This is a genomic window from Phaeobacter sp., assembly GCF_022825805.1.
Taxonomy (GTDB): domain Bacteria; phylum Pseudomonadota; class Alphaproteobacteria; order Rhodobacterales; family Rhodobacteraceae; genus Phaeobacter.
Window position 1 is genome coordinate 1 of the sequence record NZ_JAJDWC010000020.1, and the last position, 21,475, is coordinate 21,475.

Here is a 21,475-nt window from a genome sequence, read left to right on the forward strand (position 1 = left end):
CCTTCTTCTTGAGCTTCGAGCTTAACGGCCCGCGCCCCGTTCGATTTTTGAATATTTAAGGTTCAAAAATCGCCCAGGACGCTACCAACTGGGGAAATTTCAAACGCCCCTTTTGGGGAGATTACATCCGGCACTTACACCGACCAATAAATTCCTCAGCTACGATGGCCCAGAGGTGACCTCTGTGGTCGTCAATAAAGGCGCCCGGCGGGTCTATTTGCTGAACGGGGATGATATCTTGCGATCTTATGATATGGAGCTGGGCTTTGCCCCGCTGGGCCATAAAGAGATCGAGGGAGACGGCAAAACCCCGGAGGGGCAGTATTTCATCGATCGTCGCAATCCGAATAGCGCCTACCATCTGTCGATTGGGATTTCGTATCCCAATGCCGCAGACCGGGCCAAAGCGGCCGCCATGGGAAAGAGCCCCGGCGGAGAGATCTTTCTGCATGGTGAGCCCAACAACCCAAAGGCGCGCAGACGCGCGGCCCGCGTGGATGATTGGACGGCGGGATGTATTGCGGTGACCAATGAAGAGATCGAAGAGATCTATGCCATGGTCAAAAACGGGACGCCTATTTTCCTAAATCCCTAAGTGGGCTGTGCCCTTGAGGTCCCTCGCTGAAAGGGGCGATCTGAACCTTGCGCGCGGCACAATGGCGCCGCGCCAGGATACTGATATCTTTAGTTGATGATGGATGCCGGTGTAGTGTTGCCCATGATCAGGGTCCACCAAATTTTTCCATTCGGCTCCTGGAACCAGGAAAACCCAAGACTGTTGGCTTTGGGGTCAAGAATAACGGTCCGTGTGGTCGCATCTTCCATCCAGGCCGTCAGGGTTTGCAGCTCGGTCTCATAGGTTTCGGAAATCGTCTCACCAACAAGCTCACCAGTGAACCCAACCCGTGCGATACGATCAAGCGGGGAGGAACCGTCAGACCCAAAATGCCAGGGGCGGTTTTGAATGGACATGTCTCTGGAATGGGTCGCTGCTGCGGCCGTCAATTGTGCGTTCAGTTCGACTGACTGACGTCCAGCGGCTTGTCGCAGAGCATTGACTGAGTCCAACATCCGCAATTGCACCTTGTCGGCATTGCGAATGCGATAGACCTGACCAGAGCTGGTATCGCCGTCAGGTGCCGGCGCACAGGCGGCCACAAAGCTCATCAATCCGGCAAATAGGATCAGAAATACACGCGTCATTTTACACCCTGTTTCATCTGCTGATTGGTCCCATATCGTGCCTGTGGCATCGGCGCAAACCCGTCGGCGGTGATTTGATCAGTCGCGATTGGTTTGATTTGCGACTGCGGCATTCGCGCCATAAGATAGCGGCAAGAACTCTATCTCCTTACCGTTTGGAAAAGTCATGACTCGCAGTTTGTTTGGTTCCTTGTCTCGACGGCAGTTTATTGCCGGTTCCGCAGCGTTGACCGGCGCTGGTCTCTCGTCTGGTGCACTGGCCCAGGATATCGACGATGCAGCGGCAGAAGCCTATGATCCTCTGCGCCCGCCGCCGGAACCTGAACCGCCGGTGAAACGCAATATCTCTGCGTTTCGCTCCATGCGGTGGGAGCCGTATTTCGACAATCTGCGCAACGGTGCGATTCTGGTCGATCTGGACAGCCGGGCCCTGCATTACTGGTCCGAAGATGGGAATGATTACCGACTTTTCCCCTCTTCCGTGCCACTGTCCGAAGATCTGACCCGCAAAGGTCGCACAAAGATCATTCGCAAGGTTGATGGGCCCGGTTGGGCGCCCACTCCCAACATGCGCAAACGCAATCCTGAGTGGCCAGCCTATATTCCACCGGGTCCGGATAACCCATTGGGAACACACGCATTATACCTCAGTTGGAAGTACTATCGTATTCATGGGACCCATGATACCCGCAAGATCGGGAGGCGATCTTCGAATGGTTGTATTGGCCTTTACAACGAGCATATCGCTGAATTGTTTGCGCTCACAAAAGTGGGTACTCAGGTGTTGCTAATTTGACGACATCCCCAAGTGGTGGGATGTGGTGCACGTACAAGCAATTGCAATCTCGAATTTTTGCTGGTTAGACAAATGTTACGAGGTAAGTCTTGGGCGCGTGGTGCAGGTGGACTGTTCCGCGCAACTTTTTTGGAGGTTAACATGAAAAAACTCGTTATCGCTGCTGCTCTGACTGCTGCCGCTTCCACCGCAACTGCTGGCAACCTGTCCGAGCCAGTTGTTGAAGCACCGGTTATCGTTGAGCAGGCCGAAAGCTCCTCCAGCGGCATCCTGCTGCCGCTGCTGCTGCTGGTTCTGGTTGGCGCAGCTGTCGCAAGCAACTAATTGCTCGCAACAGATCTATAGAAAAGGCGGAGGATTCACCTCCGCCTTTTTTATTTGTGGGGTCTGAGCAGATTAGTGCGATCTGCTTTGCTGAATTTCGGCAAGAACCCGATCCATACAGTCCAAGATCATTTGGATGTCCTCGGCCTCGATGGTCAGAGGCGGGCGAATTTTGAGGATGTTGTCCTTCGGCCCTTCGCTGCCGATCAGGATGCGATGATCCCTCATTCGGTTTTTCAGGTAGGCACATAGATCCGTTGCCTCGGATCCATCGGGTTCGATCAATTCGACGCCGATGAACAGCCCCATGCCCCGCACGTCGCCCAGCATCGGATAGCGGGTTTGAAGCTCTTTCAGCCCCGAAATCAACTCTGCGCCGCGCTCTTTGGCGTTCTGCTGCAAGTGTTCATCTTCGACGATGGTCAACACCTCGGTCCCGATCCGACAGGACAGGTTTGATCCGCCAAAGGTGGAGAAAAACTCTGGTCCTTCGGCAAAGCTCGCAGCGATGTCCCGGGTTGTCACCAATACGCCCAGCGGGTGCCCATTTCCGATCGGCTTACCTAGGACGACAATATCAGGCGTGGCTCCCTGATGTTCGAAGCCGAAGTAGTAGTCCCCAAGCCGACCCAAGCCGGTCTGGACTTCATCCGCGATGCAGATCCCACCGGCGGCGCGAATTCTCTCATAAACAGCGGGCAGATATCCTTTGGGCGGAATGATCTGACCGCCAACAGATGGAAATGTTTCGGCGATGAAACCCGCAAGACCATAGCCTTTTGCGATCAACTGTTTGATTGCATCATCCACCAGCTCAGCGAACTTTTCCGCGCGCTCTGGATCGTCGCGGCGGAACCGACCGCGGTAGTCGTCAGCGACCTCCACTAGTTCCACCCAGTCTGATGGGCCAACACCACCTTTAGCGTTGAATTTATACGCGGAGATATCGATCACACCGGTGGTATTGCCGTGATAGCCGTGATCCGGGGTAATCATACCCTTGGCTTTGGTATGGGCACGCGCCAGGCGAAGCGCAAGCTCATTGGCCTCTGAGCCAGAATTCACAAAGAAGCAGACCTCCAGGTGACCTGGCATTTTCTCCAGGATTTTCTTGGCGAATGCGGTTTGCGCCGGATGGAGGTAGCGCGTGTTGGAATTCATGCGTTTGAGTTGATCTGCGGCGACGGATTGAATCCGCGGGTGAGCATGTCCGACGTGTGGCACATTGTTATATGCGTCGAGATAGGGGCGTCCCCATTCGTCAAAGAGATGATGCTTCCAGCCTCGCATCAACATCACTGGATCCGCATACGTGAGGCGCAGGTTGGGTCCAAAAAATGCTTCCCGGTCCGCCAAAACCTCGGCCTTCTGGGTGGGATGGTATTCGGTTTTTGCGTCAGGCAGGTTCAACAACGGTGCTGGATTGGGGCAGAGGGCGTTCCAGAGCCCCAAATCGTCTGGATCCGCGACGCCAGGCCAATCGGTTTCTATGCCCTCCGTGGACAGAGCGATCTGAAAATGGACATGAGGCGCCCAACCGCCATTTTGGAGCGCGGTGCCGAGCTGGCAGAACGCGGCCCCCTTTTCGATCTTATCCCCCGGATTGAGCCGGTCACAGCATTCGGGATCAAGGTGGCCGTAGAGTGTATAGAACGGATCGCCCTGGTCAGTCGTGTGTTTCAGGATGATGACACCGCCATAGTCCAGGTGGTCGGCGCGATTTTCAACTACCAGCACCTCGCCCTCCAGCGGCGCATGAAGCGCTTCGCCAGATGGAGCAAAGACATCGACCGCCAGATGCACCGTGCGTCTGTCACTGGCTTTGTAGGGGCCTTTGCGAAACGCACCAGCGGTATAGATCAAACGAGGCTCGTTGTAGTAGCCCAGCCACCAATCGGTTCCTTGTGCACCTGAAAACTCAGCCCCCACCTGCGCGGCTTCGGCCAGCGGCATATCAAAAGGGTTCTGCGGCCATGTTGAGTTTTCAACTGACAAAGACCCCATTGGGATGTCCGCCAGATCTTGGCCCATCAGGGGTGCAAAAGTCCCAGCATGGGTTTGGAGGTAGGCCATGACATCATCCGCCCCATCAACAACCGGCAGTCCGCAGGCGGTGCGCAAGCGCCCTGCGATCAGGGTGGGATGCTCTGCGTCTTGCTCCAGGAACTGCCAGGCCGGTGCCTGTGAAATGGTGATGTAGGGGTCGTCCGGATTGTCCTGCGCCATTAGTGTGGAGTTGATCACCGAAACCGCCAACCGCATGCGCAGCAATGGCCACAGCATATCGATTTCCTGCGCCGACAAGGGCGTGGTTGCATGATACCCCGCAACCAATGCCCGCAGGGCAGCCTGAGGGCGGGTTTGATCCAACACGATATAGGCCGCTGCAATCGCAAGATCGCAGATGCGCGGTGCCGCGCACATGTCCCCAAGGTCGATCAATCCGCTGATATGCGGTTCGGTTGTCAAACCCCCGCTGAAAAGGATGTTGTAGTCGTTGGCGTCATTGTGGATCGCCTGACGGTCCAGCTGGTCCAGATCAGGTTTGATAGAATTGAACGTGCTGCAGATCTCTTCGATCAGGCTGCGCCGTGCTGGTGTGTCGACGATGTGGATATGCTCTGCGATCCAATCTGCAGTCGTCAGATTCCATTTGAAGTCCCGGTGTAGAGCGGGGTGGTCAAACCCTTCCAGCGCCTGCGTGACGCCAGCCAGTGTTTGTCCAAATTCAAAGATGAGCGATTGGGATTTCGGATTGCTATGAGCATAGCAGGATCCCGGTAAACCGGTTTGCAGCCAGATAATCCGATCGTTGTTTTCGTTGTCGCGGATCGTCAGGCAGTGTTGATTCCCGGCCGTGGGGATGATCCGCGGCAGGGGGAGCTCCGGTGCAGATGTGGCAATCCGTTGCAGCGCGGAGATCTGCATATCGACAAGCGCGGGATCGCAGCCCGGGTGCATGGCTTTTAGAACATAGGTTGACTCATCTGCCGCTACCGCGCGGAAGTTCAGGTCGTATTCGCCATCAAGACGGGTCAACTCCGCCTGCAGGCCCCAATGCTCCTGCAGGGCGGCTTGCCAATATGTGGTGGTCATCAAATTCTCCCCGGTGCCGATTTTTTCGATCTGCCAAATATTGGATCCTATTTGACCCGGGGAGAGAATTTAGTCTAGCCACCCTTTCAGATTGCGACCGATCACACCTGCGAGCGCATCGATATGTTCGGCGTCATCGTTGAGGCAGGGAATGTACAAGAAGTCTTCACCGCCGGCCTCTTCGAAGCTCTCGCGGATCTCTTCGTTGATTTCTTCAAGGGTTTCGATGCAGTCCGCTGAAAACGCCGGCGCGATGACGGCGATATTCTTCTTTCCCGATTCTGCCAGCGTTGCGACATGATCAACGGTATAGGGTTTCAGCCATTCTTCTGGTCCAAATACCGACTGGAATGTCGTTGTGATCTCGGTGTCGGCCCAACCAAGCCGCTCTTTCAGGAGGCGAGTCGTTTTCTGACACTGGCAGTGATACGGGTCACCCTGCATCAGGTATCGTTTTGGCATCCCGTGATAGGAGACGACGAGGATTTCGGGCCTCTTCTCAGCGGCGGCATAGGCCTTTTCCACAGATCGGGCGAGCGCGTCGATATAGGCGGGATCGTCGAAATAGGGGGCCACGGTGCGCGCTGCCGGCTGCCATGGTTCCTCCATCAGCGCACGAAAGAACTGGTCATTTGCAGTTGCTGAAGTAGCGCCCGCGTATTGCGGGTAGAGCGGCACGAACAGGATTTTCTGGCAACCTGCTTCGATCATCTCACGCACTTTGGATTTGGTCGATGGGTTGCCATAGCGCATGCAGAAATCGACCATAACCTCAGAGCCGTAACGCTCTTGCAACGCGGCAGACATGGCTACGGTCTGATCCTTGGTGATGGTCATCAACGGGCTTTCGCCCTGTTCGTGGTTCCAGATCGATTTATACGCGGCACCCGAGGTGAATGGGCGTCGCGCCAAGATAATCAGCTGCAGCAGCGGTTGCCATTTCCAGGCCGGATAATCGATCACCCGTTTGTCCGAGAGGAATTCGTTCAGATATCGCCGCATCGGCCAATAGGTGTAGTCGTCTGGGGTGCCCAGATTTGCCAGCAAAACACCCACTTTTGCAGGCGCAATTTTCGGATGATCAGCCGGAGCATGTGCAGGGCAAGTGGCGAGGGTGGAGGCATCCAACATGTATCAGGTCCTGTGCGGTGTTCTGTCAGCAGAGTGTGCTGCTGGTGCTATCAATATGAATTACGGGTCAATTGACCAATCGGATCATTTCATCAGCCCCATAAGATAGGCCTATATCAGCTTCCGTCTACTCTGGCAGCTTGGTTTCGGGCACGCGCAGCGCGTCAGCTAGTCGCGCTTGGGCGGAACCTGGCCTGAGAGGTTTCTGCTGTGTTTCCGAGGGGCTCCAGCCAGTGAGGCAGATCAGATCAAAGGATGCGGGCAGGCGGCCGTCCGCTGCAGCATAGCTGTCCCGATAGATCGCTTCTGTTTCGGCAAACAGGCGGCGAGGGGAGGCGCATTTTTGTCGTTGGGCCAGCGCATTGGTCTCTCCCATCCCGCGAAGGTCGCGGATCAGATGCACAACATCGCGGTAGTGCGCGGTCAAGGGCACAACGTCGGCGACGGGCAGAGCGAATCCTGCGCGCTGCAGCAGGCCACCCAATCCCCGGACTTCACCCATCGGGGAAACCCGAGGGGATAATCCGCCCATGATGCGTGTTTCTGCAGCAGCCAATGCGCTGCGCAATTCCTGCAGGGTTTTGCCCCCCAGCATCACCACCAGCAACAAGCCATCTTCGCGCAGTGCCCGGCGACATTGGATCAACTGCCCAACAGGGTCATTGGCCCAGTGCAGTGACATCGCATGGACAACAAGATCATGCGCCCCTGCTTCCAGATCCAATGTCTCCGCGTCATCCACATGTTTGGCAGCAGGCATGAACACATCCCAGCCTTGCGCAAAAGGTGCGATAACCGCTGGATTTGTAAAGGATCTGTTAACCAAGGTGAGCCGATCCTCAATTTCCTCTCGCGCAATATCGTGAAGGAACAGAGCATCGGACACCACCCGTTTGCGATGAGCGATCAAGGCGTCGCGATCAAAGAGTTGCGGCGGGTTTGATGTGGCAGTTGTCATGAGGGGTATTTAGGTTGTTGCGCCAAAGGATACAAACAGCGGTTTCGCTGCTCTATCCACCGCGTTGCATTGCCTGTGGCGATTGGGTCGAAAGTGACTTTGGTCTTTGCGGACCGTGCTGGCGAGAAACGCCTTTCATTGGCAAAGTGTGTTGCGATGGATGTGGTGCACCTTTGATTGGGGAAGATGACGGGTTCGGTCTGGCCTGTGACAGTTGCCTTTCCCATCCGCCTGTCTGGGATCAGGGACGCGCGGCCCTTGTGTATGAAGGCACGGCACGGCGTCTGATTCTGGCGCTTAAGCACGGGGACAGGACAGATATCGCCCGGCCTGCATCCCAATGGCTTGCCCAAGCGGCGGCACCTTTCCTCCAGTATGATCCAATCGTGACGCCTGTGCCGCTTCATTGGAGCCGGTTTCTGTATCGTCGGTACAATCAATCCGCGCTGTTGGCTGCTGCCTTGGCCAAACGCCAATCTCTTGATTATTGCCCGGATCTTTTGTCGCGGGCGCGGCGGACCCCATCGCTCGAGGGCAAAAGCCGAGCCGACCGTCAGGCAATTCTTGCGGATGCCATTGCAAGTACGCCGCGCTGGGCTGCGCGGATCTCTGGGCGCAATATCTTGCTGGTTGATGACGTGATGACCAGCGGAGCAACCCTGTCCGCTTGTGCTATTGCAGCTTTGCGCGCGGGTGCGGCAGGTGTGCGCATTGTGGTGCTTGCCCGCGTCACACGGCCGTGATCTGACTCTGACAGGGCTGGCATTTCTGCCTGAGACATCCCAAATCAGCGTCAGACCTCTGATACGATCAATGGAGAATCGAATGAAACCTGTCGAGATCCACACTTCGCCGCTCTGCGGTTTTTGTCACGCGGCGAAACGTTTGCTGACGAGCAAAGGTGTATCCTTTTCCGAAGTCGATATTCTGGCTGCGCCAGATCGGAAGGCGGAGATGATCGAGCGTGCAAATGGTGGCCGGACCGTGCCGCAGATCTTCATTGGTGATACCCATGTTGGTGGCTGTGATGATCTTTATGCGCTTGATCGTTCTGGCAAATTGGATCCGTTGCTGGCAGCATAACTGCGTCAGTTCCGAAAAGAGAAACCCGTCATGCGCACCGCTTTGCTTCAAATCACGTCCAGCGACCAGCCTGATCAGAACCTAGAGATGGTGCAGCAGATGGTCGGGGACGCGGTCGCAAGCGGCGCCGGGTTTGTTCTGACTCCCGAGGTGACGAACTGTCTTTCGACCAGTCGGCGACATCAAAGCGCGGTGTTGCAGCTGGAAGCGGATGATCCCACCCTCGCCGGATTGCGCGCAACTGCCGCCAAACACGACATTTGGCTGTTGATTGGATCCTTGGCGCTGAAAACCACAGATGCAGATGGCCGTTTTGCCAATCGCCAGGTTTTGATCAATCCAGAAGGAGATATCACCGCGCGATACGACAAGATCCATATGTTTGATGTGGATGTCACGCCGGAGGAAACCTATCGCGAGTCGGACGGGTATAGACCTGGGCATCAGGCGGTTTTGGCGACCACTCCTTTTGCCAAGATCGGGATGACGATCTGCTATGACGTGCGGTTTCCACAGCTGCATCGGAGCCTGGCTCAGGCCGGGGCAGAGGTGTTGGTTGTGCCAGCTGCGTTTTCGCATGTGACTGGCGCAGCCCATTGGCATGCGCTGTTGCAGGCGCGGGCTATTGAAACTGGGTGCTATGTTTTGGCCCCAGCGCAGACAGGAACGCATCCTGCCACAGTCGGTCAGTCGCGCACCACCTATGGCCATAGCTTGGTTGTGGCACCTTGGGGCGAAATTCTTGTTGATGCTGGTACAGATGTGGGGATCAGCTACGTTGATCTTGACCTCGAAAAAGTGTCACAAGCGCGCAAACGCGTGCCTTCGTTGAAACATGACCGAGAATTTGACGGCCCTTGATGGATGACAAAAACCCCCTAGCAGTTTCGCTGTTCAGTGAGATTCTGATGGCTGACCAATTGGCGCGCACACGCCTGAGCAAGGTGATGCCAAAGGGAATGGAGTTGTCCCATTTTTCCGTGTTGAATCATCTGGCGCGCACTGGGCTTGAGCGGTCACCGGCACAGTTGGCCAAGGCTTTTCACGTCACCCGTGGTGCAATGACCAACACGCTGAACAAGCTGGAAACAGCGGGATATGTTCACATTCGCCCGGATTGGGACGACGCCCGACGTAAAATGGTGGCGATCAGCCCGGCGGGACGTCAGGCCAGGGACGCGGCGCTGGCCAGCATTGTGCCGATGATCAGCGAAGTCGTCAGTGAATTGGGCAGCGATCGGGTGAAGGCAGCTTTGCCCATCCTGCGTGAATTTCGGATGAAGCTGGGCAGTGGCGATTGAGCCGAACGCGTTGTGCGTTTTCAATCGCCATCCGCCATGCATTGAACCAAAGAACCAGCTTTTGTAGCAGTATCGGCCATCAAAACGAAAAAGGACGTCTGCAAGCAGACGTCCTATTGCCCCCCGTCAGGCTAATCCGTGAGTGGTAGTCTTAACGCCGTTTCACCTGGAACTGGGGTCTACGTGCATTCACTCGGGGTTGGTCAAGGAGTGTTAACCGTAACCCTTGAGTAGCATGATGAAATCTGCAGCCCAATAACGCAGAAGGATGCACGCCTATCCTTTCGTATAGGTGGTAGACGATCACGCCGCTGGCTTGGTGCTGGCGGTCACGTAATTGACGCTCAGATCACGGGCAGAGATCGACCAGGTCCATAGAATCGGATTGAACACGAAACCGCTGCGATCAACGGGGGTCAGGCCCGCCTGCACCAGGAGATCGCAAAGCTCATCAGGGGTGATGAATTTGGACCACTCGTGGGTTCCGCGTGGCAGCCACCGCATGACAACCTCCGCTCCAAAGATTGCCATCGCGTAGCTTTTGGGATTTCGATTGATCGTGGAACAGATCTGTAACCCACCTGGTTTCAGCAATTGCTGCGTGGCCGTGAGATAGCTGAGCGGGTCGGCAACGTGTTCAACAACTTCCATGTTCAGCACGACGTCGAATTGCTCACCATCCGCGGCAAGGGCTTCGGCGGTGGTGTGGCGATAGTCGATGTTCAGATTTGATTGCTCGGCATGAATTTGGGCGACTGGAATGTTGCCAGCGGCGGCATCAGCGCCAACAACCTCTGCGCCCAGCCTTGCCATCGGCTCGCTCAGCAGGCCGCCACCACAGCCGATGTCCAACAGGCGCAGGCCCGCAAAGGGTGCTTCTGCGGACAGGTCTCGGTCAAATTCTGCTGCAATCTGATTGGTTATGTAATCCAGCCGACAGGGATTAAGCATGTGCAAAGGTTTGAATTTACCCTTCGGATCCCACCATTCAGCGGCCATCGCTTCGAATTTTGCAATCTCGCTGGGGTCTACCGTGGATTGAGGCGCTTGCATTCCTGTCTCCGTGTGTTCTTTTATCGTTCAGGACTAAGTTAGGTCAGTAATGGACAAATACCCGTATCAAAAGCGTGCAGTGCAGTATTTGCACCCACCCCTTGAGCCCTTCGATCAACAGATGATCGATGTCGGGCAGGGACACCATATTTATATGGAGCAAAGCGGCAATCCGGATGGGTTGCCTGTGGTGGTTTGCCACGGGGGGCCGGGTGGCGGATCCAGCCCGGCGATGCGGCGGTATTTTAATCCGAAGGTCTACCGGATCATTCTGTTTGATCAGCGGGGCTGCGGCCGGTCCAAACCCCATGCGTCCTGTGAAAACAACACCACATGGCATCTTATCGCCGATATGGAGAAAATCCGCAGCCTGCTGGGAATATCAAAGTGGATCGTGTTCGGCGGCAGTTGGGGGGCGACATTGTCGCTGCTGTATGCGCAAACCCATCCAGACCGGGTCGATCGTCTTGTGCTGCGCGGGGTCTTTTTGATGACCCAGGCGGAACTGGATTGGTTCTACGGCGGGGGCGCTGGGCGATTCTGGCCCGAAACCTGGGCGCGTTTTGTGTCCCTGATCCCGGATGACGAGCGCGGTGATTTGATCGCAGCCTATAACCGGAGACTGTTTTCCGGGGATCTGGCCGAAGAGATCCGCTATGGTCGCGCCTGGTCGGCATGGGAAAACGCCTTGGCCTCGATCCATTCCAACGGCACATCTGGGGAAAGCCCGGGTGATTACGCGCGGGCTTTTGCCCGGTTGGAAAACCACTATTTCATCAACAATGGTTTTCTCGACTATGATGGACAGATCTTTGCCAACATGGGTCGGATTTCGCACATCCCCGGCGTCATCGTGCAGGGGCGTTATGATATGATTTGTCCCCCGGCGTCAGCGTGGCGGCTCAAGGAATTGTGGCCGAATGCACAGTTGAAGATGGTGCGCAATGCAGGTCATGCTCTGTCTGAGCCGGGAATCAGTGCAGAGTTGGTGCGGGCAATGGATCAGATCACAGAGGAACAAGGCCTATGACGCGGATCGACCGACGCGCGTTGTTCACCTCTGGTGCGGCGGCTGCTTTGCTGGCGGCCACTGGCGCAGGGTTGGCGGATACGCCGCGGCGGGGCGGTGTGCTGCGTCTTGCTGTGCCGCGTGAAGCAGATCTGATGCAACATGTTTTGCGCGGCGCGGTTCTGGATGGGCTGACGGAAATTGGCGCGGATGGGGTGCTGCGCCCTGAACTTGCCCAGCAGTGGACCAGTTCTGATGATGCGCGGGTGTGGCAGTTCGATTTGCGCAGCGATGTTGCGTTTCATGACGGATCGCCATTGACCGCAGAGGTGGCTGTCGCGGCTCTCCTTGATCGCGGTGATCATTTGCCCACGCTCCAGCATATGGAAGCCACAGCAGACCACAGCCTGCGTCTGGAACTTTCGCAATCCAACCCTCAATTGCCCTATTTGCTTGGCGATGCTGCGTTTCAGATTACCCAGCCAGGCATTTGGCCGGAACAAACGGCGTCTTTGGTGGGAACGGGATGTTACCAGGTGGAACGGGTTCGGCCTGGGCGGGATTTCAAACTGGCGCGGGTGGCAAACCACTACAAAGAGACCCAGGCCGGTTGGGTGGATAGCGTCGAACTGATCGTGATTTCGGACCCGTTGGTTCGGGCCGAAGCGCTGCGCGATGGATATGTGGATGTTGCCGCCTTGCCAGCTGCTGAGGGTTTGCTGTCTCGGGGTCATTTTTTCTTTCATCCCTCGGCTACAAATATGGCCCTGGCGGCACGACCGGATGTGGGCGTGCCTCGGGACATTGGGGCACAGTCCGCTTTGGATGATGGGCGCATTGCTGAACGGTGGTGGCGGGTCTGATCGCTGCGCGCCAGCCGTGGTGGCCCGCGCAATTGAACAACACTTGCAGTTTGGCCGATTAAGGCGTATACGCAGATCCAACAGCGGCGCGTTGGTTGAAAAGCCAAGCTCCACCGGAAAATTCAACGGGCCGCGCGCCCGTTTTTTTGTGTTCGAATCCTGGATTTGGAAACCGTATGACCAATGACCTGATAGCCAAGGCAGCCATCGATCGCAGGCTCGCTGAGATCATCACGCCCGTGATTGAAGATCTCGGATTTGAGCTGGTGCGCATTCGGTTGATGTCTGGCAAAGCGACGACGTTGCAAATCATGGCTGACAAGCCGGGTGGTGGCATCGAAGTTGACGATTGTGCCGAGATTTCCAACGCCGTTGGCGCCACTTTGGATGTGGAGGATCCGATCCTGGATGCCTATGCACTCGAAGTGTCCAGCCCCGGCGTCGACCGTCCGCTGACGCGTTTGAAAGACTTCGACATGTTCGAAGGCTATGAAGCCAAGATCGAAACCACCGAGTTGATCGATGGGCGGCGTCGCTTCAAAGGCGAACTGGCCGGTGTTGAAGACGATGAAGTGCTGATCAATATCGAAGAGCACGGTGAAACCGTGACCATCGGATTGAAGTTTGACTGGCTGAGCGACGCAAAGCTCGTGCTCACAGATGATCTGATCAAAGAAATGCTGCGTCAGCGCAAGGCTGCGGGCACTCTGAACGAAGACGCATTCGACGAAATCGAGGCCGAAGGGTCCGAAGAGGAGACAAAGTAATGGCTATCACCTCAGCAAACCAGCTGGAGCTCTTGCAGACAGCAGAGGCCGTGGCGCGCGAAAAGATGATCGACCCTGGGCTGGTCGTCGATGCAATGGAAGAAAGCCTGGCGCGGGCCGCCAAGAGCCGCTACGGCAGCGAAATGGACATCCGCGTGTCGATTGACCGCAAAACTGGTCGCGCCACATTCACCCGGGTCCGCACCGTTGTCGAAGATGACGCGCTGGAGAACTACCAGGCGGAAATGACCGTGGAACAAGCCAAACAGTACATGGCTGATCCAGCGGTTGGCGATGTTTTTGTCGAAGAGGTTCCGCCGGTTGAAATGGGCCGCATCGCGGCACAATCCGCGAAACAGGTGATCCTGCAGAAGGTGCGCGAGGCTGAGCGTGACCGCCAGTATGACGAGTTTAAAGATCGCGCAGGCACCATCATCAACGGTTTGGTGAAACGCGAAGAATACGGCAACGTCATCGTGGATGTTGGTGCTGGTGAAGCTATCCTGCGCCGCAACGAGAAAATCGGTCGTGAAAGCTACCGCCCTAATGACCGTATTCGCTGCTACATCAAAGATGTGCGCCGTGAGCCGCGTGGTCCGCAGATCTTCCTGTCGCGCACCGCGCCAGAGTTCATGGCCGAATTGTTCAAGATGGAAGTGCCGGAAATTTACGATGGCGTCATCGAGATCAAAGCTGTTGCACGCGACCCCGGCTCCCGGGCGAAGATCGCTGTGATCAGCTATGATGGGTCCATTGATCCCGTTGGTGCCTGCGTTGGTATGCGTGGCTCCCGCGTGCAGGCCGTTGTGAACGAGCTGCAGGGCGAAAAAATCGACATCATTCCGTGGAATGAAGACCAGCCGACCTTCCTGGTGAACGCGCTGCAGCCTGCAGAAGTGTCCAAAGTTGTCTTGGACGAAGAAGCGGGCAAGATCGAAGTGGTGGTCCCAGAGGAGCAGCTGTCGCTGGCGATTGGTCGCCGGGGTCAGAACGTGCGCCTGGCCTCGCAGCTGACCGCGCTTGATATCGACATCATGACCGAGGAAGAAGAATCCGCTCGCCGCCAGAAAGAATTCGAAGCCCGCACCCAGCTGTTCATGGAAACACTGGATCTGGACGAATTCTTTGCGCAGCTACTGGTTTCTGAAGGGTTCACCAACCTCGAAGAAGTGGCCTATGTCGAGATCGACGAACTGTTGGTCATTGACGGTGTTGATGAAGGCACGGCACAGGAGCTGCAGACCCGCGCTGCGGAGTATCTGGAAGCTCAGGCCAAGGCCGCAATCGATGCAGCCCGCGCTCTGGGCGCCGAGGACAGCCTGATCGAATTTGACGGTCTGACACCGCAGATGGTGGAGGCCCTGGCCAAGGACGACATCAAGACCCTGGAAGATTTCGCAACCTGCGCGGATTGGGAACTGGCCGGTGGCTGGACCTCCAACAAAGGTGAGCGGGTCAAAGATGACGGTATCCTGGAACCGCATGGCGTGACGCTTGAAGAGGCGCAGAGCCTGGTGATGACCGCGCGTGTTCTGCTGGGTTGGGTTGACCCTGCCGAGCTGGAAGCGGACGCAGAAGAAGATGCTGACCTCGAAGACGGTGATGAAACCGAGGCCGAGGCCTGATCAGCGGATACGGCGGAGCACGACGAATGACGCGTGGCGGAAGCGAAAAAGACCGGTCAGACGGACCAGAGCGGAAATGTCTCGCAACAGGTGACGTGCAGCCGAAACAGGGGTTGATCCGATTTGTGGTCGGCCCCGACGGCCAGGTTGTTCCGGATATTCTGGACAAATTGCCTGGTCGCGGTGTGTATGTGACAGCGACAAAAGCCGCGATTGCAGCCGCTGTGAAGAAGAAACTTTTTGCCCGTGGCTTCAAGGCACAAGTCGCTGTTCCGGAGGGGCTCGAAGAGACAATCGAAGCCCAGGTTCTGCGTCGTTTGGTTGATCTGATCAGTCTTGCACGTAAATCCGGTGATGCGGTGTCGGGCTATGAAAAGGTCAAAGACTGGCTGGCAAAGGAACATGCACGCGTTTTGATCCAGGCATCAGATGGATCTGGGCGCGGCAAATCGAAATTAAGCACGCCGCATCGTGGGAAATTCATCGGAGTTCTCACTGCGGATGAGCTGGGCATGGCATTTGGGCGTCAAACTGTGATACATGCGGCGCTGGCCTCTGGTGGACTCGGCAAACGTGTTGTAGAGGAAGCGCAACGACTACAAGGTTTGCGCGAAATGGTGGGCGGCAAGGGCCGCACGGAAGGATAAAGAGCTTTATGAGCGATAGTGACGGCAAAAAGACATTGGGTCTTCGTGGTGGGGCCCGCCCCGGGAATGTGAAACAGAGCTTCAGCCACGGTCGGACCAAGAATGTTGTGGTGGAGACCAAGCGCAAACGCGTTGTGGTCCCCAAGCCGACTGCGGCCAAAGGGGGCTCTGGATCGGCGCCAGCGGGAGACGGTTCTCGTCGGCCAGCGGGCATCAGCGATGCGGAAATGGCGCGTCGTCTGAAGGCTTTGCAGGCTGCAAAGGCGCGCGAAGCGGAAGAGGCTGCCCAGCGTGAAGCTGAGGAAAAGGCCCGCGCTGAAGAGCGTGAGCGCCGCCGTGCGGAGCAGGAAGCCAAGGAACGCGAACAGCGCGAAGCTGAAGAGCGTGCCCGCCAGAAAGCCGAAGAAGAAGAGCGCAAGCGTGTCGAAGCCGAAGCTGCTGCCAAGCGTGCAGCTGCTGATGCGGAGAAGAAGAAAACCGAAGCGGTCTCTCGCCCATCTTCCGCACCTGCACCACAGAATCGTAAAGGTGACCGGGAGCGTGATGACCGACAGAATCGTGGTGGCAAAGGCCGCAACGACGGTGGCGGTCGCCGGTCCGGCAAGCTGACACTTGGTCAGGCCACCGGTGGTGAAGGCGGTCGTCAGCGGTCCATGGCATCCATGAAGCGTAAGCAAGAACGTGCGCGTCAGAAAGCTATGGGTGGCTCGGTCGAGCGTGAAAAGATCATTCGCGACGTGCAGCTGCCCGAAGCCATTCTGGTGTCCGAGCTGGCGAACCGGATGGCGGAACGTGTGGCTGATGTGGTGAAGTCTCTCATGCAAATGGGCATGATGGTGACACAGAACCAGACCATTGATGCAGACACCGCTGAACTGATCATCGAAGAGTTTGGCCACAAGGTCACCCGTGTCTCTGACTCCGATGTCGAAGATGTCATCAAGGAAGTCGAGGACAAAGAAGACGACCTGAAATCGCGTCCGCCTGTGATCACGATCATGGGTCACGTTGACCACGGTAAGACATCGATACTGGATGCAATCCGCAATGCCCGCGTTGTTGCAGGCGAAGCCGGTGGCATCACCCAGCATATCGGTGCGTATCAGGTGAAGACCGAGAGCGGCACAGTGCTGAGCTTCTTGGACACACCGGGTCACGCGGCCTTTACCTCCATGCGGTCGCGTGGCGCACAGGTCACGGACATTGTTGTTTTGGTTGTCGCGGCAGATGATGCGGTGATGCCGCAGACGATTGAAGCGATCAACCACGCCAAGGCTGCCAACGTTCCGATGATCGTTGCGATCAACAAGATGGACAAACCGGCTGCCGATCCGATGAAAGTGCGCACAGACCTGTTGCAGCACGAAGTCATCGTGGAAGCCATGTCTGGTGAAGTGCAAGACGTCGAAGTGTCGGCGCACACCGGCCAGGGCCTGGAAGAACTGCTGGAAGCCATTGCGCTGCAGGCTGAGATCCTGGAACTGAAAGCCAACCCTGATCGCGCGGCACAAGGTGCAGTGATCGAGGCACAGCTGGACGTTGGCCGCGGTCCCGTCGCGACTGTTCTGGTTCAGAACGGTACCCTGCGTCAGGGTGATATCTTTGTCGTGGGTGAGCAGTACGGTAAGGTCCGTGCCCTGATCAACGACAAAGGTGAGCGGGTCAAAGAAGCCGGTCCATCGGTTCCGGTTGAGGTTCTGGGTCTGAACGGTACACCAGAAGCTGGCGACGTGCTCAACGTGACCGAAACCGAAGCTCAGGCCCGTGAGATCGCGGAATACCGTGAGCAGGCGGCAAAAGACAAACGTGCCGCTGCGGGCGCTGCAACCACGCTGGAACAGCTGATGCAGAAGGCCAAGGACGACGAGAACGTTTCGGAGCTGCCGATCCTCGTGAAAGCGGATGTGCAGGGTTCTGCCGAAGCAATCGTTCAGGCGATGGAAAAGATCGGCAACAACGAAGTGCGCGTTCGTGTGCTGCATTCCGGCGTGGGCGCGATCACGGAAACAGACATCGGTCTGGCCGAAGCGTCCGGCGCGCCGGTCATGGGCTTCAACGTTCGTGCAAACACCTCTGCACGGAATTCTGCAAACCAGAAAGGTGTGGAGATCCGCTACTATTCGGTGATCTACGATCTCGTTGATGATGTGAAAGCTGCCGCATCTGGCCTGCTCTCTGCTGAAATCCGCGAGAACTTCATCGGTTACGCAGAAATCAAGGACGTCTTCAAAGTGTCCAACGTGGGCAAAGTTGCCGGCTGTCTGGTCACCGAAGGTGTGGCCCGCCGCTCCGCCGGTGTGCGCCTGCTGCGCGACAACGTTGTCATCCACGAAGGCACGCTGAAAACGCTCAAGCGCTTCAAGGACGAAGTGGCCGAGGTTCAGTCGGGTCAGGAATGCGGTATGGCATTCGAAAACTACGACGATGTGCGTAAGGGCGATGTGATCGAAATCTTCGAGCGTGAAGAAGTCACCCGGACCCTGGATTGATCACCAGTCTGATAGCAAAAAGAAAACCCCGGTCATGCGACTGGGGTTTTTGTTTGTGGGTTAGGTCTCAACAGTGTCGATCATGACGTGGTTGATCAAAACGTCTGATCGCAGATCGGGCCAAAGATCACATCAGCGATGTTAGGCCGCTTCGCGGTCTGCGCGATCGATTGGCGCGCCGACGTATAGTTTGTCACCAACCCGCACGGTGATCCGGCCATCCGCATGTTGGCGCACAAAGGTGCCCTGGATCAGAATAAAAGAGCCTTGCTTGATCGTCCGTATCATGGTCGCCACCACCCTTGTCACAACAGAACCGTTACTGGGTCACTGTTCAGCATTCGTGAAAATGATTAACGATTGGTATATGGAGCGCGAGAAGGCACCGGCAAGGTTGGCGTTTTATGGTTACCGAGTGCAGCCCGGTGACGTTGCGGCACTGGCCAGCCCGCAGACTGGCCAGTATCTTGTGAGATCCCGTTACAGCCAATCCCGCAGGATCGGGATGAGCGGAATGTCTGCTTCGGGCATGGGGTAGTCCCGCAAATCTTGCGCTTTGACCCACTTCAGAACCTGTCCCTCTTTCGCCTGGGGGATGCCCTCCCATTTTCGGCAGGCGAACATAGGCATCAGCAGGTGGAAATCTTCATAGCTGTGGCTGGCAAATGTCAGCGGGGCCAGACAGGATTCCCATGTATCGATCCCGAGCTCTTCCTGAAGCTCCCTGATTAGAGCCGCCTCTGGTGTTTCACCCGGTTCGACCTTTCCACCTGGAAACTCCCAGAGACCAGCCATTGATTTGCCTTCGGGGCGCTGCGCCAAAAGCACGCGACCTTCGACATCGATCAGCGCGACCGCAGAAACGAGAACCATTTTCATGACCGATAATCCGCATTGATTGTGATGTATTGATGGGTGAGATCGCAGGTCCACACAGTCGCAGCCCCGTCTGCAAGGCCAAGATCGACCTGGATCAGGATATCCTGTTTCTGCATCTGTGCAGCGCCCATCGCCTCTTCGTAGGTGGGGGAGACCCAGCCCTTTTCGGCGACCAGTACGTCCCCAAAGGAGATTGAAAGCAGATCACGATCAGCCTCTGCTCCTGACTTGCCAATCGCCATGACCACCCGGCCCCAATTGGGGTCTTCTCCGGCAATCGCCGTTTTTACCAAGGGTGAATTGGCAATAGCCAAGCCATGAACCTTTGCATCGGCAGCACTGCGCGCGCCAGTCACCTGAATTTCAACAAATTTGGTGGCCCCTTCGCCATCGCGCACAACCTGATGTGACAGGTCTTGCATCACATCCCTCAGGGCTTGTTTGAACCCGTCATGGTCTGTCGCGTCCACTCCCGATGCGCCAGTGGCACAGAGCATCAGACTGTCGGAGGTCGAGGTGTCACTGTCGACAGTGATGCAATTGAATGTGCGATCACACAGCTCAGATAGCATCGCCTGCAGCGGGCCTTGGGCAATTTTTGCATCCGTGAAGATATAGACGAGCATGGTCGCCATATCCGGGGCGATCATGCCAGACCCCTTTGCGATCCCCGCAATAGAGACGGTTTTGTCCCCAATCGTGACCTGAGCAGACGCACCTTTGGCGAAAGTGTCTGTGGTCATGATTGCTTCTGCCGCGGCTTCGATGCCTGCCGGGTCAAGCGTGTCGGTCAGTGTGTCGATCTGCGTCACGATTCGGTCATGAGGGAGCAGCTCACCGATCACGCCTGTTGAGGCTGTGAAGATGCGCTCCTGCGGAAGATGAGTGCTTGTCGCAACCGCTTCGGTGATTTCCGCCACGGAGGTTTGACCGTAATGGCCGGTGAAGGCGTTTGAGTTGCCCGAGTTGACCAAAAGTGCCGCCCCTGCCTCATGGGCGGATGGGCTGGCTGCGGCCAGTTTCGCCTGACAATCCAAGACTGGCGCGGACCGCGTTGCAGAGCGGGTGAAAACCCCGGCAACAGTGGTGCCCGGGTCCATGACGGCGAGCATCACATCTGTGCGGTCTTTGTATTTCACACCAGCGGCAGTGGTCGAAAACTTCAGCCCCTCGATAACCGGCAGGTCTGGGAAATGATCCGGGGCAAGTGGTGAGCGCGGCAATGCCATCTATCAGTTCCTCACCAAGTCGAGATCTTTCAGGATCGCGGGATCAAGGTCTTCGATCTCCGGACGGATGATTTCGGCTTCACCGGTGAGCGTGCGGACGGTTTCCTCTACGGCTTCTTCGCGGATCTGCGCAGCCAGTTGATCGCGGATGTCTGCGAAATCCGGTGCGGCAGACTTACGCCGCTCATTGAGCTTGATGACGTGCCAGCCGAACTGGGTCTGCACTGGTGCAGAAATTTGTCCGGCGCTCAGAGCGAGAACCGCCTCTTCAAATTCTGGAACCATACGGCCTTTGGTGAACCAGCCCAGCTCCCCCCCGTTGGGACCCGATGGTCCGGTGGAGCGTTCCCGCGCCAGCGTCGCAAAATCGGCACCTTCCAGCAAATCGGATTGCACGCGGCGGGCCTCTTCTTCGGTTTCGACCAGAATATGGGAGGCGTTGAATTCGTCGCCACCGTCGCCACCGGAGTACTGCTCGGCATAAGCGGCGCGCACCTCTTCTTCGGTGGCTGCGTTTTCCATCACGCGTTCGATCACATCAGCCGCCATGAGCGAGCGGGTCTCATTTTCCAAAGACAGCGCCACATATTTCGGCAATTCGCCGTTCAACTGCTGCTTGAGGGTTGTTTGCTGAATGAGCTGATCAAGGATCGCATCATAAAGCACATCATCTGGCAGCTGCTGGTACTGTGCGGGCAACGTGGCCCGGGCAATAATCATGTGACCAATTGTGATCTCTTCGCCATTCACGGTTGCAACAACTGTGTCTGCATGTGGTGCTGCCGTGGCGGACATGGGCAGAGACAAAGCTGCGGCCAGAGCAAGCCCCGACAAAAAAGTGAGACCTTTGCGCATTGAAATCTTCCTATTATCTGGCCACGGCAGGCCGCAGCGTTGACACTGTATTTGCGGCCCCTTACATCGCCAAGAGGCCTTTGGCAGGACTGCAGTTCCATCATTGTTTATGGGTTGCAAGCGAGGCGGGCAAGCCTGCCAACGTCAGAGGTCAGTGATAGGACCGT

General features: G+C 56.7%; 22 protein-coding genes. 13 read left to right on the top strand and 9 right to left on the bottom strand.

Annotated elements, in window-relative coordinates:
* Window positions 1-112 precede the first annotated feature (112 nt).
* The gene (locus Q0C28_RS01535) at window positions 113-595 is read left to right on the top strand and encodes a L,D-transpeptidase family protein (RefSeq protein ID WP_293572884.1); all 483 of its coding nucleotides are present in this window, start codon (window positions 113-115) and stop codon (window positions 593-595) included.
* Window positions 596-684: 89 nt separating this feature from the next.
* Here the strand turns inward: Q0C28_RS01535 and Q0C28_RS01540 are convergent, their stop codons facing one another.
* A complete protein-coding gene (locus Q0C28_RS01540) occupies window positions 685-1,203 on the bottom strand; it encodes a CAP domain-containing protein (RefSeq protein ID WP_293572885.1) in 519 nt (172 codons plus the stop codon).
* 166 nt (window positions 1,204-1,369) lie between these two features.
* Between Q0C28_RS01540 and Q0C28_RS01545 the strand changes: the two genes are divergently transcribed.
* Window positions 1,370-1,999, top strand: a complete 630-nt coding sequence (locus Q0C28_RS01545; RefSeq protein ID WP_293572886.1) for a L,D-transpeptidase — start codon at window positions 1,370-1,372, stop codon at window positions 1,997-1,999.
* 141 nt (window positions 2,000-2,140) lie between these two features.
* A complete protein-coding gene (locus Q0C28_RS01550; RefSeq protein WP_293572887.1) occupies window positions 2,141-2,323 on the top strand; it encodes a hypothetical protein in 183 nt (60 codons plus the stop codon).
* Between the two features lie 72 nt (window positions 2,324-2,395).
* Here Q0C28_RS01550 and Q0C28_RS01555 read toward each other — a convergent pair whose 3' ends face one another.
* The 3 genes from Q0C28_RS01555 to Q0C28_RS01565 all read right to left on the bottom strand — a co-directional run bounded on the left by Q0C28_RS01555 (window position 2,396) and on the right by Q0C28_RS01565 (window position 7,508).
* Window positions 2,396-5,419, bottom strand: a complete 3,024-nt coding sequence (locus Q0C28_RS01555) for an aminotransferase class III-fold pyridoxal phosphate-dependent enzyme (RefSeq protein WP_293572888.1) — start codon at window positions 5,417-5,419, stop codon at window positions 2,396-2,398.
* Window positions 5,420-5,488: 69 nt separating this feature from the next.
* Complete coding sequence (hemH, locus tag Q0C28_RS01560) at window positions 5,489-6,550, bottom strand: ferrochelatase (RefSeq protein ID WP_293572889.1); 1,062 nt, start codon at window positions 6,548-6,550, stop codon at window positions 5,489-5,491.
* Between the two features lie 127 nt (window positions 6,551-6,677).
* The gene (locus Q0C28_RS01565; protein ID WP_293572890.1) at window positions 6,678-7,508 is read right to left on the bottom strand and encodes a methyltransferase domain-containing protein; all 831 of its coding nucleotides are present in this window, start codon (window positions 7,506-7,508) and stop codon (window positions 6,678-6,680) included.
* A gap of 14 nt (window positions 7,509-7,522) precedes the next feature.
* Between Q0C28_RS01565 and Q0C28_RS01570 the strand changes: the two genes are divergently transcribed.
* The 4 genes from Q0C28_RS01570 (at window position 7,523) to Q0C28_RS01585 (ending at window position 9,892) form a co-directional block, all read left to right on the top strand.
* Window positions 7,523-8,251, top strand: a complete 729-nt coding sequence (locus Q0C28_RS01570; protein ID WP_293572891.1) for a double zinc ribbon domain-containing protein — start codon at window positions 7,523-7,525, stop codon at window positions 8,249-8,251.
* An 82-nt stretch (window positions 8,252-8,333) separates the two neighbouring features.
* The gene (gene grxC, locus Q0C28_RS01575) at window positions 8,334-8,591 is read left to right on the top strand and encodes a glutaredoxin 3 (protein WP_293572892.1); all 258 of its coding nucleotides are present in this window, start codon (window positions 8,334-8,336) and stop codon (window positions 8,589-8,591) included.
* A 30-nt stretch (window positions 8,592-8,621) separates the two neighbouring features.
* The gene (locus tag Q0C28_RS01580) at window positions 8,622-9,452 is read left to right on the top strand and encodes a carbon-nitrogen hydrolase family protein (RefSeq protein WP_293572893.1); all 831 of its coding nucleotides are present in this window, start codon (window positions 8,622-8,624) and stop codon (window positions 9,450-9,452) included.
* Entirely contained in the window at window positions 9,452-9,892 is a 441-nt protein-coding gene (locus tag Q0C28_RS01585; protein ID WP_293572894.1) for a MarR family transcriptional regulator, read from the top strand. Before Q0C28_RS01580 ends, Q0C28_RS01585 begins: the two co-directional genes overlap by 1 nt.
* Window positions 9,893-10,195: 303 nt before the next feature.
* Here the strand turns inward: Q0C28_RS01585 and ubiG are convergent, their stop codons facing one another.
* The gene (gene ubiG / locus Q0C28_RS01590; RefSeq protein WP_293572895.1) at window positions 10,196-10,945 is read right to left on the bottom strand and encodes a bifunctional 2-polyprenyl-6-hydroxyphenol methylase/3-demethylubiquinol 3-O-methyltransferase UbiG; all 750 of its coding nucleotides are present in this window, start codon (window positions 10,943-10,945) and stop codon (window positions 10,196-10,198) included.
* A gap of 49 nt (window positions 10,946-10,994) precedes the next feature.
* On the opposite strand from ubiG, the gene pip reads away from it, so the two are divergent.
* The 6 genes from pip (at window position 10,995) to infB (ending at window position 18,345) form a co-directional block, all read left to right on the top strand.
* On the top strand, window positions 10,995-11,975 hold the full coding sequence (pip, locus tag Q0C28_RS01595; protein ID WP_293572896.1) for a prolyl aminopeptidase: 981 nt from the start codon (window positions 10,995-10,997) through the stop codon (window positions 11,973-11,975).
* A complete protein-coding gene (locus Q0C28_RS01600) occupies window positions 11,972-12,817 on the top strand; it encodes an ABC transporter substrate-binding protein (protein WP_293572897.1) in 846 nt (281 codons plus the stop codon). Before pip ends, Q0C28_RS01600 begins: the two co-directional genes overlap by 4 nt.
* Before the next feature lie 176 nt (window positions 12,818-12,993).
* Window positions 12,994-13,584: a ribosome maturation factor RimP gene (gene rimP, locus Q0C28_RS01605; protein ID WP_293572898.1), complete on the top strand. Its 591-nt coding sequence runs from the start codon at window positions 12,994-12,996 to the stop codon at window positions 13,582-13,584.
* Entirely contained in the window at window positions 13,584-15,209 is a 1,626-nt protein-coding gene (gene nusA, locus Q0C28_RS01610; RefSeq protein ID WP_293572899.1) for a transcription termination factor NusA, read from the top strand. Before rimP ends, nusA begins: the two co-directional genes overlap by 1 nt.
* A gap of 26 nt (window positions 15,210-15,235) precedes the next feature.
* A complete protein-coding gene (locus Q0C28_RS01615) occupies window positions 15,236-15,856 on the top strand; it encodes an RNA-binding protein (protein WP_293572900.1) in 621 nt (206 codons plus the stop codon).
* An 8-nt stretch (window positions 15,857-15,864) separates the two neighbouring features.
* The gene (gene infB, locus Q0C28_RS01620) at window positions 15,865-18,345 is read left to right on the top strand and encodes a translation initiation factor IF-2 (RefSeq protein WP_293572901.1); all 2,481 of its coding nucleotides are present in this window, start codon (window positions 15,865-15,867) and stop codon (window positions 18,343-18,345) included.
* A gap of 141 nt (window positions 18,346-18,486) precedes the next feature.
* Here infB and Q0C28_RS01625 read toward each other — a convergent pair whose 3' ends face one another.
* The 4 genes from Q0C28_RS01625 to Q0C28_RS01640 form a co-directional block, all read right to left on the bottom strand.
* Entirely contained in the window at window positions 18,487-18,633 is a 147-nt protein-coding gene (locus tag Q0C28_RS01625) for a hypothetical protein (RefSeq protein WP_293572902.1), read from the bottom strand.
* A 192-nt stretch (window positions 18,634-18,825) separates the two neighbouring features.
* On the bottom strand, window positions 18,826-19,224 hold the full coding sequence (gene mutT, locus Q0C28_RS01630; RefSeq protein WP_293572903.1) for an 8-oxo-dGTP diphosphatase MutT: 399 nt from the start codon (window positions 19,222-19,224) through the stop codon (window positions 18,826-18,828).
* Window positions 19,221-20,453 (bottom strand): bifunctional glutamate N-acetyltransferase/amino-acid acetyltransferase ArgJ, encoded by a 1,233-nt coding sequence (gene argJ / locus Q0C28_RS01635; protein ID WP_293572904.1) that lies wholly within the window; start codon window positions 20,451-20,453, stop codon window positions 19,221-19,223. Before argJ ends, mutT begins: the two co-directional genes overlap by 4 nt.
* A 3-nt stretch (window positions 20,454-20,456) precedes the next feature.
* Complete coding sequence (locus tag Q0C28_RS01640; RefSeq protein ID WP_293572905.1) at window positions 20,457-21,308, bottom strand: peptidylprolyl isomerase; 852 nt, start codon at window positions 21,306-21,308, stop codon at window positions 20,457-20,459.
* Window positions 21,309-21,475: the final 167 nt, after the last annotated feature.